13 protein-coding genes are annotated in these 15535 nt (G+C 58.1%); 12 read left to right on the forward strand and 1 reads right to left on the reverse strand.

Features of this window, described 5'->3' with window-relative positions; genetic code table 11:
* Positions 1-161 precede the first annotated feature (161 nt).
* The 7 genes from MHX61_RS03720 (at position 162) to MHX61_RS03750 (ending at position 6695) form a co-directional block, all read left to right on the forward strand.
* The gene (locus MHX61_RS03720) at positions 162-1025 is read left to right on the forward strand and encodes a sulfurtransferase (protein ID WP_005322559.1); all 864 of its coding nucleotides are present in this window, start codon (positions 162-164) and stop codon (positions 1023-1025) included.
* A gap of 156 nt (positions 1026-1181) precedes the next feature.
* Entirely contained in the window at positions 1182-2945 is a 1764-nt protein-coding gene (locus tag MHX61_RS03725) for an acetyl/propionyl/methylcrotonyl-CoA carboxylase subunit alpha (RefSeq protein ID WP_239192768.1), read from the forward strand.
* Positions 2946-2968: 23 nt separating this feature from the next.
* Positions 2969-3412 carry a hypothetical protein gene (locus tag MHX61_RS03730; protein ID WP_204610052.1) on the forward strand — a complete coding sequence of 148 codons (444 nt, stop codon included), beginning with the start codon at positions 2969-2971 and terminating at the stop codon, positions 3410-3412.
* Between the two features lie 42 nt (positions 3413-3454).
* A complete protein-coding gene (locus MHX61_RS03735) occupies positions 3455-4036 on the forward strand; it encodes an ATP-binding cassette domain-containing protein (RefSeq protein ID WP_239192771.1) in 582 nt (193 codons plus the stop codon).
* Complete coding sequence (locus MHX61_RS03740; RefSeq protein ID WP_239192773.1) at positions 4033-5055, forward strand: ABC transporter permease; 1023 nt, start codon at positions 4033-4035, stop codon at positions 5053-5055. Before MHX61_RS03735 ends, MHX61_RS03740 begins: the two co-directional genes overlap by 4 nt.
* Positions 5056-5196: 141 nt before the next feature.
* Positions 5197-5574, forward strand: a complete 378-nt coding sequence (locus MHX61_RS03745; protein WP_204610055.1) for a GntR family transcriptional regulator — start codon at positions 5197-5199, stop codon at positions 5572-5574.
* A 47-nt stretch (positions 5575-5621) separates the two neighbouring features.
* Positions 5622-6695 carry a DUF5808 domain-containing protein gene (locus tag MHX61_RS03750; RefSeq protein ID WP_239192775.1) on the forward strand — a complete coding sequence of 358 codons (1074 nt, stop codon included), beginning with the start codon at positions 5622-5624 and terminating at the stop codon, positions 6693-6695.
* 172 nt (positions 6696-6867) lie between these two features.
* Here MHX61_RS03750 and MHX61_RS03755 read toward each other — a convergent pair whose 3' ends face one another.
* Positions 6868-10299 carry a pyruvate carboxylase gene (locus MHX61_RS03755; protein WP_239192777.1) on the reverse strand — a complete coding sequence of 1144 codons (3432 nt, stop codon included), beginning with the start codon at positions 10297-10299 and terminating at the stop codon, positions 6868-6870.
* A 429-nt stretch (positions 10300-10728) separates the two neighbouring features.
* On the opposite strand from MHX61_RS03755, the gene MHX61_RS03760 reads away from it, so the two are divergent.
* From MHX61_RS03760 to MHX61_RS03780, 5 genes are all read left to right on the forward strand, one after another.
* A complete protein-coding gene (locus MHX61_RS03760; RefSeq protein WP_239193069.1) occupies positions 10729-11031 on the forward strand; it encodes a peptidase inhibitor family I36 protein in 303 nt (100 codons plus the stop codon).
* Positions 11032-11101: 70 nt separating this feature from the next.
* Positions 11102-11797, forward strand: a complete 696-nt coding sequence (locus tag MHX61_RS03765) for an ABC transporter ATP-binding protein (RefSeq protein ID WP_239192780.1) — start codon at positions 11102-11104, stop codon at positions 11795-11797.
* Positions 11798-12260: 463 nt separating this feature from the next.
* The gene (locus MHX61_RS03770; protein WP_239192783.1) at positions 12261-14192 is read left to right on the forward strand and encodes a hypothetical protein; all 1932 of its coding nucleotides are present in this window, start codon (positions 12261-12263) and stop codon (positions 14190-14192) included.
* A gap of 133 nt (positions 14193-14325) precedes the next feature.
* Entirely contained in the window at positions 14326-14694 is a 369-nt protein-coding gene (locus MHX61_RS03775) for a GntR family transcriptional regulator (protein ID WP_239192799.1), read from the forward strand.
* On the forward strand, positions 14681-15535 hold the full coding sequence (locus tag MHX61_RS03780) for an ATP-binding cassette domain-containing protein (RefSeq protein WP_239192802.1): 855 nt from the start codon (positions 14681-14683) through the stop codon (positions 15533-15535). The genes MHX61_RS03775 and MHX61_RS03780 overlap by 14 nt, the downstream gene beginning before the upstream one ends.

A 15535-nucleotide genomic window follows, 5' to 3' on the forward strand; every position in this document is an offset into this window, starting at 1 on the left:
ACTGCCCCCTCCGCCTAACCCCGCCGGCCGGCGCCCCTATTTCCCCGGCCGAGCCCTGTATCGCACACCACAGGAATGATCCCCGAGTGATCACCACGGGAAAATTCGGGTTAAAGTGGTGGGAGCAAATTACTAACCCTTATAGGAAAGGCAGGCGGACAGTGGCTGACGTTGATCCCTATCCCCCATTTCAGGAATACGCACACCCCGAGCGCCTCGTGTCTGCACCGTGGCTGTCCGCACGCCTAGGCATCAAGGGCCTGCGCGTCATCGAGGTCGATGAAGACTCGCTCCTCTATGACATTGGCCATATCCCCACCGCCACCCGCATCAACTTCCGCACGGAGCTACTGAGCCCACTTACTCGCGATTTCATCGATGGCAAAGAGTTCACTGCCTTGATGCGAGACAAGGGCATTAATGCCGACGATACGATCGTCCTTTATGGCGATAAGTCCAATTGGTGGGCCGCCTACGCCCTGTGGGTATTTACCCTCTTTGGCCACAAGGATGTTCGCCTGCTCGATGGTGGCCGCAATGCCTGGATGGCCGAGGAACGCGATACTTCCTTCATGGTGCCGGACTTCCCCGTATCCGAATACCCCGAGGTAAGCCGCGATGATTCCGTCCTGCGTGCCTTCGTAGACCAGGTGCGCGAGTCCGAAGGAGCGCTCGTGGATACCCGCTCCCCAGAGGAGTTTGCGGGCGAGGCCACCGAGCACGATCCCAATGGCGATTCCGCCTACGGCACCACCATGCGCCACGGCCACATCCCGGGCGCCATTAACCTCGAGTGGGACCGTTCCAACTATCCCAACTCCTGCTTCCGCTCGGCCGAGGAGCTCAAGGTCAACTACGGAATGTTGGAGCCTGAATCTGCAACGATCCTCTACTCCCACGTAGGTGCGCAGGCCGCGCACACCTGGTTTGTGTTGACGCATCTTTTGGGATTCACAAAGACGCAGGTCTACGATGGTTCGTGGTCTGAGTGGGGCAATATGGTGAAAATGCCGATTGAGCGTTAACTTTTTCGGTTTCGCCACATAAACCCATATCCGGCAGGGATGTGGGTTTATTTTTGTTCAAAAACATCCCCACTCGCGTGCGTGAAAATTAACTCATGCTTTTGTGTGCAAGAATAGATTGCGTATTCAACCTAATGTGTTCAGGAGGTTGCTGCCGTGGCAGTAGAAACCAAAAAGATCTCTAAGGTTCTCGTGGCGAACCGCGGTGAGATCGCCGTTCGCGTGATCCGTGCGGCCCGCGACGCTGGCATTGCCTCCGTCGCCGTCTACGCCGAGCCAGACGCCCAGGCACCTTTTGCCTCGCTTGCCGACGAAGCCTTTGCCCTCGGTGGCACCACTTCTGCCGAGTCTTACCTCGTCTTTGACAAGATTCTGGACGCCGCAGAAATGTCCGGCGCCGATGCTATCCACCCTGGCTATGGCTTCTTGTCTGAAAACGCCGACTTTGCCCAGGCCGTCATCGACGCCGGCCTGACCTGGATTGGCCCCTCCCCCGAGTCCATCCGTGATTTGGGCGATAAGGTCACCGCGCGGCACATCGCCGAGCGCGCCGAGGCCCCCATGGCCCCAGGCACAAAAGATCCGGTAGCCGGCGCCGATGAGGTGCAGTCCTTCGCCATGGAATACGGCCTACCCGTAGCCATCAAGGCCGCCTTCGGCGGCGGCGGCCGCGGCATGAAGGTCGCCTACTCCGCAGAGGAAATCCCGGAGCTTTTTGAATCCGCCACCCGTGAGGCGACTTCCGCCTTCGGTCGCGGCGAGTGCTTCGTAGAGCGTTACCTGGACCGAGCCCGCCACGTCGAGGCCCAGGTGCTGGCGGATAAGCACGGCAACGTAGTCGTCGTCGGCACGCGCGATTGCTCCCTGCAGCGCCGCTTCCAAAAGCTGGTCGAAGAAGCCCCGGCTCCTTTCCTCACTGATGAGCAGCGCGCCTCCATCCACGAATCCGCCAAGCGCATCTGCCGCGAGGCCGGCTACTACGGCGCAGGCACCGTGGAATACCTGGTGGGCGCCGATGGCCTCATTTCCTTCCTCGAGGTAAATACTCGCCTGCAGGTGGAGCACCCAGTGTCCGAGGAAACCACCGGCCTCGACCTGGTGCGCGAGCAGTTCCGTATCGCTGAGGGCCACGAGCTCTCGCTGAAGGAAGACCCCACCCCGCGCGGCCATGCCTTCGAGTTCCGCATCAATGGTGAGGATGCCGCGGCGAACTTCATGCCGGCGCCTGGCACCATCGTGAAATACTCCGAGCCGGCGGGTCCGGGCGTGCGCGTGGATTCCGGCGTCGTCCAGGGCTCGGTCATTGGCGGCCAATTCGATTCCATGCTGGCCAAGCTCATCGTCTGGGGCCCAGACCGCGAGACCGCGTTGCGTCGCTCCGCCCGCGCCCTGTCCGAGTACACGGTGGAAGGCCTGCCTACCGTTATCCCGTTTGACCAGGCTATCGTTGCTGATCCAGCTTTCACCGCAGAAGACGGCAACTTCGACGTCTACACCAAGTGGATCGAAGAGGAATGGGATAACCAGCTGCCCGCCCACGATGACTCCACCGATGCCGAGGCTGCAGAGGCAGAGCCGTCCCAGGTACACACCGTGGAAATCGACGGCCGCCGCATCGAGGTCGCCCTCCCCGCCTCCTTCGGCGCCACCGGCACCCCACGCAAAAAGAAGAAGCGCAAGGGCTCTGGCGCCAAGGCCGCTGTATCCGGCGATGCCGTTACCTCCCCAATGCAGGGCACGGTCATCAAGGTCAACGTCGAAGAAGGTCAAGAGGTCACCGAGGGCGAGGTCCTCCTCGTGCTCGAGGCCATGAAGATGGAAAACCCCGTCAAGGCACATAAGGCCGGCACCGTTACCGGCTTGGCCGTGGAGGCAGGCGCTGCTACCACCAAGGGCAGCGTACTGCTGGAAATCAAGTAGCCTACCCCGCTAGCCTTGGAAGAATGACTGATTCTTCTCTCGGCGTGCGCTTGGCCAAGGAAGAGGACCGCGACTATCTTGCGGGCCTCTTCCCTTCTTCTATCGCGGACTGGTCCCCCATTGTGGACGGCGGGGTTATCGCCCTGCCCATGGCCGCCAACGAGGACCCCACTGTTGCTCCCCGCGGCGCCGCGCTCCTGCGCTACTATCCCGCCGCCGACAAAGGCCCAGCTTTCTTGGGCGATCCCTCGGCGCACCCGCTTGACGACGCCACCTGGCTTACCCCCTTCGACCCCGAAGACATTCCCGAGCTCATCGTCTCCAGCGATGACCCCGCCGCCCGCGAGTTGCTTATTGCCAACGCCATCGGCCTCGCGGCCGAGCAGACTGCCCCCGGCATCTCTTCCGCTGAGCCCTTGCCCGGATTTGAAGAGCTCGACCCCGGTAAGTTCTTCCGCCGCTTCTAGCTCGCCCCTAGGTCCGGCCGCCCTCCTGCTAACCTAGCTACGATGCTGAAAATAGATGCAACTTATGGACATTCCACCGCTTTAGGGCGCCTGAATCGCACCTTCGACGCCGGTCGCGTATACGGCTTGAAGGGCCCCAATGGTGCGGGTAAATCTACGCTGCTGCAGACGTTGAGCGGCGAGATTGCCCCACTCGAGGGCACCGTTACCATCGACGGCACCGGGCCCGGCAGCGCAGAGGCCGCCGGCTCCGTCATCGCAGTCGCGGACCCGGTCTTCTTGCCCGACCTCACCGTCGGCGAGCACTTCACCCTGCTTTCGCGCCGCTCCGGCGTGGACTTTGCCGAGGTCCATGAGCTCTGGGCTATCAACGACGCCATCCGGAACTCCGCGGTCAGCGACCTTTCTTCTGGTCAGCGCCAACGCGTCTACCTCGCCGCCCAGCTCTATCAGCCTGCCAAGACTCTGCTTATCGACGAACCCGAGCGCCACCTTGACCACACCTGGACCACCTTCCTGGCCGAGGAGCTGCGCCACCTCGCCGCCGAGGGCCGTTGTGTAGTGCTGGCCTCCCACTCCCCGGCCATCTTCGATGCCTGCGACGAGGTGGTGGAAATTTCATGAAGCTTCTGTCCACAGCCTCCTCAGCCCTCTATTACGCCTTTATAGCGGCGCTCATCGCGAGCGTCAGTGTTTACGCTTGGCAGAATGCCGCCGAGGTTTTGCCCTCGCTCGCGCAGCGCACAGCCGCGGCCCTGCCCGCCACCGCGACCATCGGCGCTGGGGTCGGCTCCCTCGCCCTCATCGTTCTTCTTGAAGCGCTCTATCCGCTGCGCAGCCTTTCGCTCAGCCGGTGGGTCTATGTGGACAGGCCGCGGGGGCGTATGCGGGGCGTCGATAAGCTGTCCATTGCCCAGCTCGCCGGCGTGAGCCTCCTCGGCCTAGCCCTGTGCGCGTCGCTGCGCCTTCCGCTCTATGCGGCGATGACCCTCCCCTTGCTGCGCATAGCGCTCGGCTGGCGTTCCTTCGACCTCGCCTCGCTTCTTCGTGCGGGCCGCACCCGTGCCGTCGGCTCGTCTTCCTTTGGGCTTTTGGATTCTGAGGTTTCTGCCGATGCCATTGCCTCCCAGTCGGCGCGCCTGCGCCCCAGCTCGCGCGCCACGGCGTCGCCCAGCCGCCTCTTTTTCCGGCGCCTATACCGCCGCTGGTACATCCCGCTCGGCGCGGTAGCTGTCATCGGCCTCACCCTAGGCCTTGTCCCACAGCTCGGCAGCCTGGCGCTCATGGGATTCGCTGCCGCATGGACCATCGTCGGCGCCGCCACCGGCCGCGCCGCATCCTTTGGCCGCATCATCAATGGCGCCTGGCCTGACTGGGGACTTCCCCTGACCGCGACAGCCGGTGCCGCCGTTCTCGGTACCGCCTTCATCGCCGCCGTGTGGAAGCTGCCTGTACTCGTACTCGCCGCGTGCTGTTTAGGACTTACCTATGCCTCTTTCAAGCGCTCCCGCCCAGCGCGAGTGACCACTATGAACATCATCGACACCGGCGGATTCGGTGCTTCATTCTCCCCCGAAGTCTTCGGTTACTTCCTGCGCGGTGGCTACGGCATTGCGGCCATAGCTGTGGTCCTCTTTTTCTAGTCGCCCTGCACTTTCCCCAGGTACGTCACTTCAATAAGTTGCACATACCTGGGGATTTCTTTTGAGCTTTATTCTGTATTACCTCACATAACACAGTTTGTGTTACCATAAGTAATACAGACTAAAGATTGGAGGTGACAGATGTTCATTAACCTCAACCCCGATTCAGATGTCCCCGTCTTCCAACAAATCCACGATGAATTAGTACTGGCCATAGCTCGCGGCCAGCTCTCTGATGGCGACAAGTTAGATCCTGTCCGCCGCGTCGCCAAAGACATAGGCATCAACCCAGCCACCGTAAAAAAGGCGTACGACCTCTTGGTCTCTGACGGCCTCATTGAAACCGCCGGCCGCTCCGGCTCCATCGTCAGACCCGGCGCTCACACCGAGGCTCAAGAAAGACAACTAGCTGAGCAATTAGGCCGAGTAGTTGCGCTCGCCCGTGCCCAAGGCTTTAGCCCAGATGAGCTCCACACCCACCTCAGCTCCACTCTTAAACACTTGGAAGTATCGTCATGATTTTCGCCCTCCTAATGGCCGCCACAACTCTCACAATTACTTGGATTATGGCCAAAGCCCCTTCCCTTGCCTCGCCCGGCACACCGCTCGGTGTGCGCGTGCCAAAGGACTACCTTTCCGATAGTGCAGTTACCTCTGCTCTTGCTGGATACAAGGTACGTACTTGGGGCTGTGGCATCGCGGCAACAATTCTGTCCCTCTTTGCCTGGAAATTGCCACTCCTCGCCGCCGTACCGTCCCTCTTGGTGACGCTCGGCGGCTTGTGGGCCTACATCTCTCAACGCCGCCGCATCATCGCCGCGAAAAAGGCCGGCGGTTGGTTCGACGAGGTCGAAACCACCATCGCTGCTCGTGTTTCCACCAACGCCAATGGCACACCCGAATTCGCAGGCATCCCCACGCCGACTTTTCCGTGGATAACAATGCTCGCCTCGCTGTTGTGCATCGCGGCCGGTGCCATCATCACCTCTTCCCACTGGTCCGATATTCCTGACCCCGTTCCAGTGCACTGGAATTCTTCCATGGAGGCGGATAATTGGAGCGAAAAGAATATCGGCAGCGTATTTTCTATCTCCTTCATCGCCTTAGGAATGCTCTTGCTTTTCGCCATCATCTGCTCTTGTATCGCACATAGTGAGGTATCCCCACGTTCAGAACGCAGCATTAAAGCTCGACTGCGCAACGAGGCCAACCTCGCCTTCACGAATACCGGAATGGGAGTTCTCACCCTGCTCATGTGTGCCGGCATGGCCTTCATGCAAGTAACCGGCCCTGTACCGCAATTTCAGCGATTCAACGGCGCCGCCATTATCACGATGTTGGTTATTACCATCGGTGGCAGCATCGGACTGGTTGCATTTCTTCTCTACAAACAATCTCAATTATCTGAGCAACTGCGTGGAATCCGCTTTCCCGATGAAGACAAAGAATCACCGGACAATGACCACCTCTATAAATGGGGCGTGATGTACTACAACCCGGAGGATCCGGCGGTACTAGTGGATAAGCGCTTCGGCACAGGCGTGTCGTTCAACTTCGCCCGCTGGCAGGCCAAGGCATTCCTTATCATCACGCTTCTGGTTCTGGTCGGCTCAATAGCGCTACCTTTCCTACTAGGCTGAAAATTTTAGCCCTCCCCGCTGAATCAAGATTTTCGTCCATACAAACCACCGATTTCGTCGACGGTTTTGGTGGTTTATATGGACGAAAATCGCGAAAAGCCGCCTACAGACAGCACAGCGCCCCGCTTCCTAGAGGTTTGCTCGAAGGAAGCGGGGCGCTGGCGTCAGTCAGTTAGTTGATAACGGCGATGAGGTCGCCGCCTTCCACCTTGGTGGCCTGGCCGATGGCTACACGCTCGACCACACCATCCTTGGTGGCGGAAATGGATGCTTCCATCTTCATCGCCTCGATGACGGCGATTTGATCGCCGGCCTTAACCTCGTCGCCGGGCTTGGCGGTGGGGTTAACCACGCCGGCGAATGGTGCGGCGACATGGCCCTCGTTGGAGGGGTCGGCCTTTTCTACGGTGGCGACGGTGGACTCGGCGTTTTCATCGCGCACCTTCATTGGGCGAATCTGGCCGTTGACGTTGAGAACCACGTTACGCATGCCCTTTTCGTCCGGCTCGCCCACGGCGTCGAGGCGCACCACGACCTGTTTGAGGTCGGCGCGATCGGTGGAGTCCTCCGGGAAGAAGTGGACGACCTTTTCTTCGCCTTCGGTAAGACCATAGAAGAAGGTGGTATCCGTCAATGCTTCCGTGTTGCCGTACTTGCGGCGGAACTCGTTGAATTCCTCGAACTGCTTCGGGAACAGGAGGCGGTTCAGGCTGGCGCGGCGCTCATCCGAGTTATCGGATTCCAGATGCGGTTGCTCTTCCGCAGGAACCTCGCTCACCTGGGCGCCGGTTTCCTCGCGGCCATCGAGCACCTTATCGCGCAGCTCTGGCCAACCGCCCGGAGGGGTACCGAGCTGGCCGCGGAGGAACTGGTTGACCGAGTCCGGAATATCGAACTTGGTCGGGGTAGCAGCGAAGTCCGCAGGGTCTACGCCTGCACCGACAAGGTGAAGGGCGAGGTCGCCCACAACCTTGGAAGATGGGGTGACCTTGGTCGGACGGCCCAGCATCTCGTTGACTGCTGCGTAGGTGTCCTCGATGACCTCGAAGCGGTCCGCCAAGCCGAGGGCAGCGGCTTGGGCACGAAGGTTGGACAGCTGGCCTCCTGGAATCTCGTGCTTGTACACGCGACCGGTCGGGCCAGGGATACCGTTCTCGAACGGGGCGTAGAGCTGACGCACGGCCTCCCAGTAGGGCTCTAGATCCGATACGGCCTGCAGGTCGATACCGGTATCGCGCTTGGACTGAGAGAATGCTGCAATAAGGGCGGACAGCGACGGCTGCGAGGTGGTACCGGCCAACGGCGCGGAGGCGCCGTCGACGATGTCGGCACCGGACAAGGCGGCCGCATAGTAGGTTGCCATCTGGCCGCCCGCGGTATCGTGCGTGTGCACGTGCACCGGCAGATCGAATTCCTTGCGTAGCGCCATGACCAGCTTGGAAGCAGCCTCAGGGCGAAGCAGACCCGCCATATCCTTGATGGCGAGGATATGGGCGCCAGATTCCACAATCTGTTCGGCCAGCTTGAGGTAGTAATCCAGCGTGTACAAGTTCTCCTTCGGCGAGGCAAGGTCACCGGAGTACGCCATGGCCACCTCAGCAACGGTGGTATTGGTCTCGAGTACGGCATCGATGGCGGGGCGCATCTGAGAGACGTCGTTAAGTGCGTCGAAGATGCGGAAGACGTCCACGCCGGACTTGGCTGCTTCCTGGACAAAGCCACGGCAGACCGAATCTGGATACGGGGTATAGCCCACGGTATTGCGGCCGCGCAGGAGCATCTGGATGTTCTGGTTCGGCATGGCCTCACGCAGCAAGTCCAAGCGGACCCACGGATCCTCGTGGAGGAAGCGCATGGCGACGTCATAAGTCGCACCGCCCCAAGCCTCAACGGAGAAGAGGTTCGGAGTCATGCGCGCTACGGCCTCGGCCGCAGAAACCAAAGCAGTGCCACGAACGCGGGTGGCCAACAGGGACTGGTGGGCGTCACGGAAGGTGGTATCCGTAACCATCAGCGCATCCTGCTGGCGAATCTTTTCTGCCCACTTCTGTGGTCCAAACTCGAGCAAATCATCGCGGGAACCGCGCGGTAGCGGCTCGGAAAGGTCTAGCTCGGGGAGCTTATCAAATGGGCGCAGAGCCGTCGGGCGCTTACCGTTGGGCTTATTAACTGTGGTCTCCGCGATGTATTCGAGGATTCGACCAGACTCATCGACTGCGGGCGGTGCCTTGAGCAAGTGCGGGTGCGCGTTGATGAATCCGGTGTCCACGCGGGTCTGGGTGAAGTCCGGCTCGCGCAGCAGGGCGCGCAGGAAGCCAATATTGGTGGCCACACCGGAGACATAGAACTCGTTGAGCGCACGCTGGGCGCGCTGCACGGCCTGCTCGAAATTGACGCCACGGCAGGTCATCTTCACCAACAGGGAGTCGAAGTTGGGCGAAACCTCTGCGCCCACGGACGTTGCACCGTCCAGGCGCACGCCGGCGCCGCCCGGCGAACGATACGCGGTCAGCGTGCCGGTATCCGGGCGGAAGCCGTTATTCGGGTCCTCGGTGGTGATGCGGCACTGCAGAGCAGAACCGGTGATGGAAATCTTGTCTTGGGCGAGGTGAATATCTTCCAGCGATGCGCCGGCCGCGATATTCATCTGGGCCTTGACGATGTCTACGCCGGTGATTTCCTCGGTCACGGTGTGCTCCACCTGCACACGCGGGTTCATCTCGATGAAGACGTGGTTGCCGCGCTCATCGACGAGGAATTCCACGGTGCCCGCGCCCTCGTAGTTGATGTGCTCACAGAACTTCACCGCATCCTGGCAGATGCGGTCACGCAGCTCAGAATCCAGCGATGGTGCTGGCGCAATCTCTACCACCTTCTGGTGGCGGCGCTGCACCGAGCAGTCACGCTCGAAAAGGTGCACCACATTGCCCTGGCTATCGGCCAGAATCTGCACCTCGATGTGCTGCGGCTTAATTACCGCGGTCTCTAGGTACACGCTGCCGTCACCAAAGGCCGCCTCTGCCTCACGAGAGGCCTCGGCCGCCTTTTCGTGCAGCTGGTCCTCAGATTCCACGAAGCGCATGCCGCGCCCGCCACCACCGGCGACAGCCTTAACGAATACAGGGAAGTTGAAGTCCTTGGAGTATTCCACCAGCTTATCGACGTCCGTCGATGGCTCCGAGTCCTTCAACGTCGGCAGCCCGGCCTCCTTTGCGGCGTTCACCGCGGCAGCCTTATCGCCGGTCAGGTCAAGGGTGCTAGGGGTAGGGCCAATGAACTTGATGCCATTGTCTTCACAGGCCCTAGCGAGATCCGCGCGCTCAGACAAAAAGCCATAACCAGGATAAATAGCATCTGCACCGGACTTCTTTGCTGCGCGAATGACCTCATCGATGCTCAGATAAGCCTTAACCGGTTGACCTTCAGTGCCGATGCGCACAGCTTCATCCGCAAAAGCGCGGTGAAAAGAATTGCGATCTTCGCGGGGATAGACCGCGACGGTCTTTGCCCCAGTTTCAAAGGCAGCACGGAATGCACGCACGGCGATTTCGCCACGGTTAGCTACCAGAATCTTTTTGAACGATGGAAGCGCGGGATTAGCCACTTCTGTGTTCCTTTCAGCTCGGAAGACGCCGCAGTGCAACGCCTCCTGTTGGGTGATCCGCATCTCAGTTTAGAGGGCTACCCCTCAAATGTCTGCCCTTTTCTACGCCAAATTCGCCACACCGACCAGCACCGGAGCGACACCCGAGGGATTTCTGCAACCCGACCAGTAACAACAGACTTACGACCCCTGTAAACCTTGCAAATCTTCTCTTCAACAAAAATGCAGTGGATCCCCCTCTTAGATTTACAAAGTGTTCATCTCCCGTCCATAAAAGTTTCCCTTTAATTAAGACTGATTTATATTCAGGGTGTTACTTTCTTAGTGCGCACTCAGCGCACATTCCACCAGTCTCTAACAAGGAGAGAAAATGAGAGTAAAAAACTCGCTACAGCTAGCGCTATTATCGCAGCACTAAGCGGTATCGCTGTGCCCACAGCCGCCGCCTCCGCAAGTGAATGCGGCGGAGGCCTTGTATGCATTTTCAATGAAGCAAACTTCGGAGGGTTCCTGGGATCCCGTGGCCCAGGAATCGGAATCATGAATGTTTCGCGCAACGCTAATGACAAGATGTCGTCTTGGATTAATAACACCGGAGGCCATGCTGCTTGGTATCAGCACGCCAATGGCGGCGGCAAGTGCCACACCATGACCCCATTTTCCAATAACAATTATGTGGGCTGGTGGAGCAACGACACTCTCACCTCGTGGCGCACTAATCGGGGCTGCTAAGTAATCAATCATTAGCTGGGAAGAAGGAAGAAAATCACCCTTCTTCCCAGTTTCAATATTTCAGAATTAAATGACCCATATTCTCATTCACCAAGTTCATAAAACGCTCGGCTCCGGCCCTAAAGCTACTCACGCACTTAAAGGAGTTTCTTTAGAAGCAGTAGCAGGAGAATTCATTGCTATCTCCGGAAAAAGCGGTTCAGGAAAAACAACCTTTTTAGATACCCTGTCCGGACTTACATCCGTCGATTCGGGTTCCATCACGGTTAACGGAATCAAGGTAGACACCGCGTCCGAAAAGGACTCGCTTCGACTACGTAGGGAGGTTGTTGGCGTTGTCCACCAATCCGATCTCATCATTCCCGAGCTGACCGCGGCAGAAAATGTGCAGCTCGTCCTCTCAGCGGCAGGATACGAGGCTACAGAATCTCGAACGGAGGCCGAATCCCTCCTAAAACAAGTAGGGCTCGAGGGGCTTGAAACTCGATACCCCGACGAATTGTCCCGCGGGCAATGCCAACGGGTCGGTATTGCCCGTGCATTGAGCGGGAAACGGTCCGTCCTATTAGCAGACGAGCCTTCTGCTGCCCTGGATGAACAAAACTCGCGAAGCGTATTCGCCTTGTTCCAAAAACTCGCTAGCGAAGGAACGACCATCATTACCGCTTCCCATGATCCGATCGTGCTGGAGTATTGCACTCGATCTTTCACCCTGATCGACGGCCTTTTGCAAAACGCCCAAGAAGCGGAGAAGTCACTTGGTTAGTCAACTTCTGTCTAAAATCACCAAGCAGCAACCCAAAGTGCGCCTTATGTACGCACTAGCAGCTCTTAGTATTCTTCTCCTCGCTGCTGTGGCTACAAGCTCAATGCTTATGACGATGTCCGTCGAACAACACGTCGCATCCAATCTAGGCGATAACCAACAGAGAGCAGACGCGCCCTGTTCACTTGCTCTAGGCGACAATATCGACGATTGCCTATCCTCACCGGGAGACCCCGAACGATTCTCCCGTGAGCTTATATCGCAGGATTTCTACACCGACGCTGATCCCAGTCACAGAATGACATACGCAGAGGGTGATTGGGCAAGCCACGGTTCCAGCTACGGCTTGACCTTGAAATCAGGTCGGTGGCCCACTTCACCCGGGGAAATAGTTGCAACCACGCCTAGCGGCATTTCCGAGGAAACAGAGGTCAGTGCCTTTAGCAGCAACCTCAAGGTAAACGTGGTCGGCACCGTCACAAATGAGTTTATGCCGAAGGCAAGCGCTGTTTATGCGGCCCCAGGTACCTGGGATCTCACTACTACACCTGTATCTCCATCAAGCGTTGGTGCACGCCCAATGCTTTTGGATAACCAGTCCTCGAACCCGAGCGAGTTGGAAAGGACAATGAATCGCATTGCGCACAGTGACAATGCCGAGCTCAGTGCCAAAGAGGCAGTGAAACTGTCATACCTCTCTAAGCAATCGCTGGAAGAACAACCTCCCAAAAGCCTCCTTGATGAATACTCGTTTTTCTTCGGTGCGTTTGCGTTTGTCTTGCCGCTGTTCTTCTCCGCTTTCTTAACGACTACTCAACGCCGCGCACTCAAAACTCCAGCTGCTTCACTACATCAACTCGGAATTGCCAGAAAGAAGTTGTGGAGTATCTTTCACCTCCGTCTTCTTTTCCTAGTTCTATCCATTTCAACCTGCGCAATTATCACCGGCGCACTCATTCCCCACCTCTTTAGGGACCAACTAGCAAATCTGGGATCCGTACCCGGACGAGATGTCACACTCCCCTGGAAGTGGTACGGATTGCTGCTCGTGTCTGCCGTACTTCCGCCAATTTTTAGCGCGCTGACAACTGCGCTACCAGTACAATTTCATAAAACTCACACTGCTGAACATGAGCTTTCCTTGAAATGGAAAAGAGCATCAGCTGGAGCGATCCCCACTTTGTGCGGCATAACACTAGTAACCGTACTTTTCGCAGGGGTGGTCGGTCCGGAAATTTTCACAACCCTAGCCCCGATCCCCACGTTGGCGGTCGCTTTTGCGGTGGCGCTCCTTTTGACTATTTCGATTAAAAGCAATGCACCCACGTCACCGAGTCGTCTTGCTCGGCGGTTTTTGAGTTCACACCGCATTCTTCCACTTATTGGGCTGGGCTTATTATCCAGCACGGTTGGGATAGCCATTTTTAGCAGCAGTCTGGCCGCTAGCATGACCGCTTCGGAAGCTGAATCCTATGCACCAATTGTCCCACCTGACCAGGCAATCTTAACTCTGCCAGCTGAGGCGGACTCCGTCAGGGGAACTGCACAGAATTCTTTAATAACCCAAGGTGACCTGCCCGAGCCAATTTCCGTGCAGCAACTTTCCGCAGGACTACCGATGGACCCCAATGTCTCAGGAGCTTTTGGCGTTATATCCGTTCACGATTCCGATAGTTGGGAAAGACTTACCGACGAGAAACTTACTTCTAACGAAAGACAAACTCTTGAACGCGGCGGCGTTCTTGTACGCGACAAAAAGCTTGTCGACGCCTCCCACACACAGATCACTGATTCAAATGGCAAGTCGCACACCCTCGACGCCCAAGAAAGTTCTTTTGGGAACTACTGGGAGAAGCAAGTTGGAGGTGTCATTTTAGAAGATACTGCACAACAGCTTGAGCTTCCTACTAATTCACCCCTCTGGGTATTCGACGGTTTATCCACCCAAAAGGCAGGCCATGTGCCAAAGGTCGCAAATGAACTTGGTATACCGCCCGAAGACATCCAGCTTTCCAAAGGTTACGAAACCGAGACCCCCATATCGTTCTACATCAGCCTTACGGCTGCTCTACTTTCCGCGATTGCCATAGCCTTGGTGGTTTCCCGCGGATTGAATAGCAGTATGAAAGCGTTGCATACAGCCTTTTTCCACCTGGGGCTTAGCCGTGATTGGAGCTTCAAATCTCTTTCGTGGGCCATAAGCTTTATCTGTTTTGGCTCCCTAGTAATCGGAACCTTTAGCGGCCTCGCTCCTTTAGCAGCATTTAGCTTTTTGCTTGGCGACGGCTTTCTATTCGCAATCGATTGGACAGCAATGGGATTAACCATAATCGCAGTTCTACTTGGCACTGTCATCGGAGCACTCACTCAACAAAAACGCCTTAGCCAGCGCTAATTACCACCCTACTCAGCCCACGGTCACATTTACCGTTGACCGCGGGCACCTTTCGTTATATGGTTACCCACATAGGTGGTAAACCCATACACCAGAAAGGGAATCATATGCCACGAATAAGAGGGGCTGCAGTATGAGTGACACCCGGCCTATTTATCAGCAACTGGCAGGAGGAATCAGGGACATGATCATCAACGGCGAGCTGCCGGAGGGCAAACGCGCCCCCAGCACCAACGAGCTTTCCGCGTTTCACTCCGTCAACCCGACTACCTCTGCCAAAGCGCTCACCGTCCTCTTCGAGGAAGGGCTGCTGGAAAAGCGCCGCGGCTTGGGCATGTTTGTACGCGAAGGCGCGCGCGAGAAGGTTCGACATCAGCGCGAAGAATCACTCAGGGAAGACTTCATCGTTCCCCTCCTGAAAGAAGGGGCCGCATTGGGATTAAGCGCCAGCGACATCGCTGCCCTCATCGAAGCCGAAGGAGACCATCATGACGCACCTTAAATTGCAAAACGTTACCTGCAAGCACCGCCTGCACGTGCCGCACCTCGATCTCAACTCCGGCATGTACGGGTTAATCGGCCCCAATGGCGCCGGCAAGACCACGCTCTTGCGCGCGGTAGCGGGGTTCCTGCCCATCAAAGGCAACATCGACGCCTCGTCGGTGGCGATCGCGCGCACCGGCGCCGATATCTTGCTTTCCGGTTCTACTGTGGCCCAACACCTGCGGGCCGCAGAGCACGTACGTGAGGGATTCGACGTGGGGTATGCGGAGGAACTGTTGGATAAGATGGGCGTCGATAAGCGCAGCAAGAACCGCTCTTTAAGCACCGGCCAGCGCCAACTGGTTGCCTGCGCCACTGCCCTGGCAGCGCGCACGCCGGTCACTCTCCTCGATGAGCCTTTCAACGGCCTGGACGCACCGACGCGCACGCGCCTCCGTGAGCTCATCATTGCCCATGCCGCCGCCACCCCGGATTGGCTACTCCTGCTTTCTTCGCACCGCGCGGAAGACCTCGTGGGGCTGATTGACCAGGTCATTACCGTGCAGGAAGGCACGGTCAACGGGCCCACCGACCTTGAATCGCAGCGGCCTCATTACCCCGTGCTCACCGGCAGCGTAAAGGACGTTGAGCAAGCCCTCACGCTTGCCGACGCCCTCCCCCTCCACCATTCCTCCCTCGGCTCCACCTCCAAGGTGCACGCCTGGTGCCCGGCCCCGTTCCCGGCCGATACCGCAGCCGCTGCCCACGTCACCGTCTCCTACCTCGACGATGGCCAGCTCATTGATTCCCTTGTTTCCCACGCCCATGAATCCGCCCGCACCCGACAAGAGGAGTCCTAA

It is taken from the genome of Corynebacterium sp. ACRPF, assembly GCF_022347395.1.
GTDB classification, from domain to species: Bacteria; Actinomycetota; Actinomycetes; order Mycobacteriales; family Mycobacteriaceae; genus Corynebacterium; species Corynebacterium tuberculostearicum_D.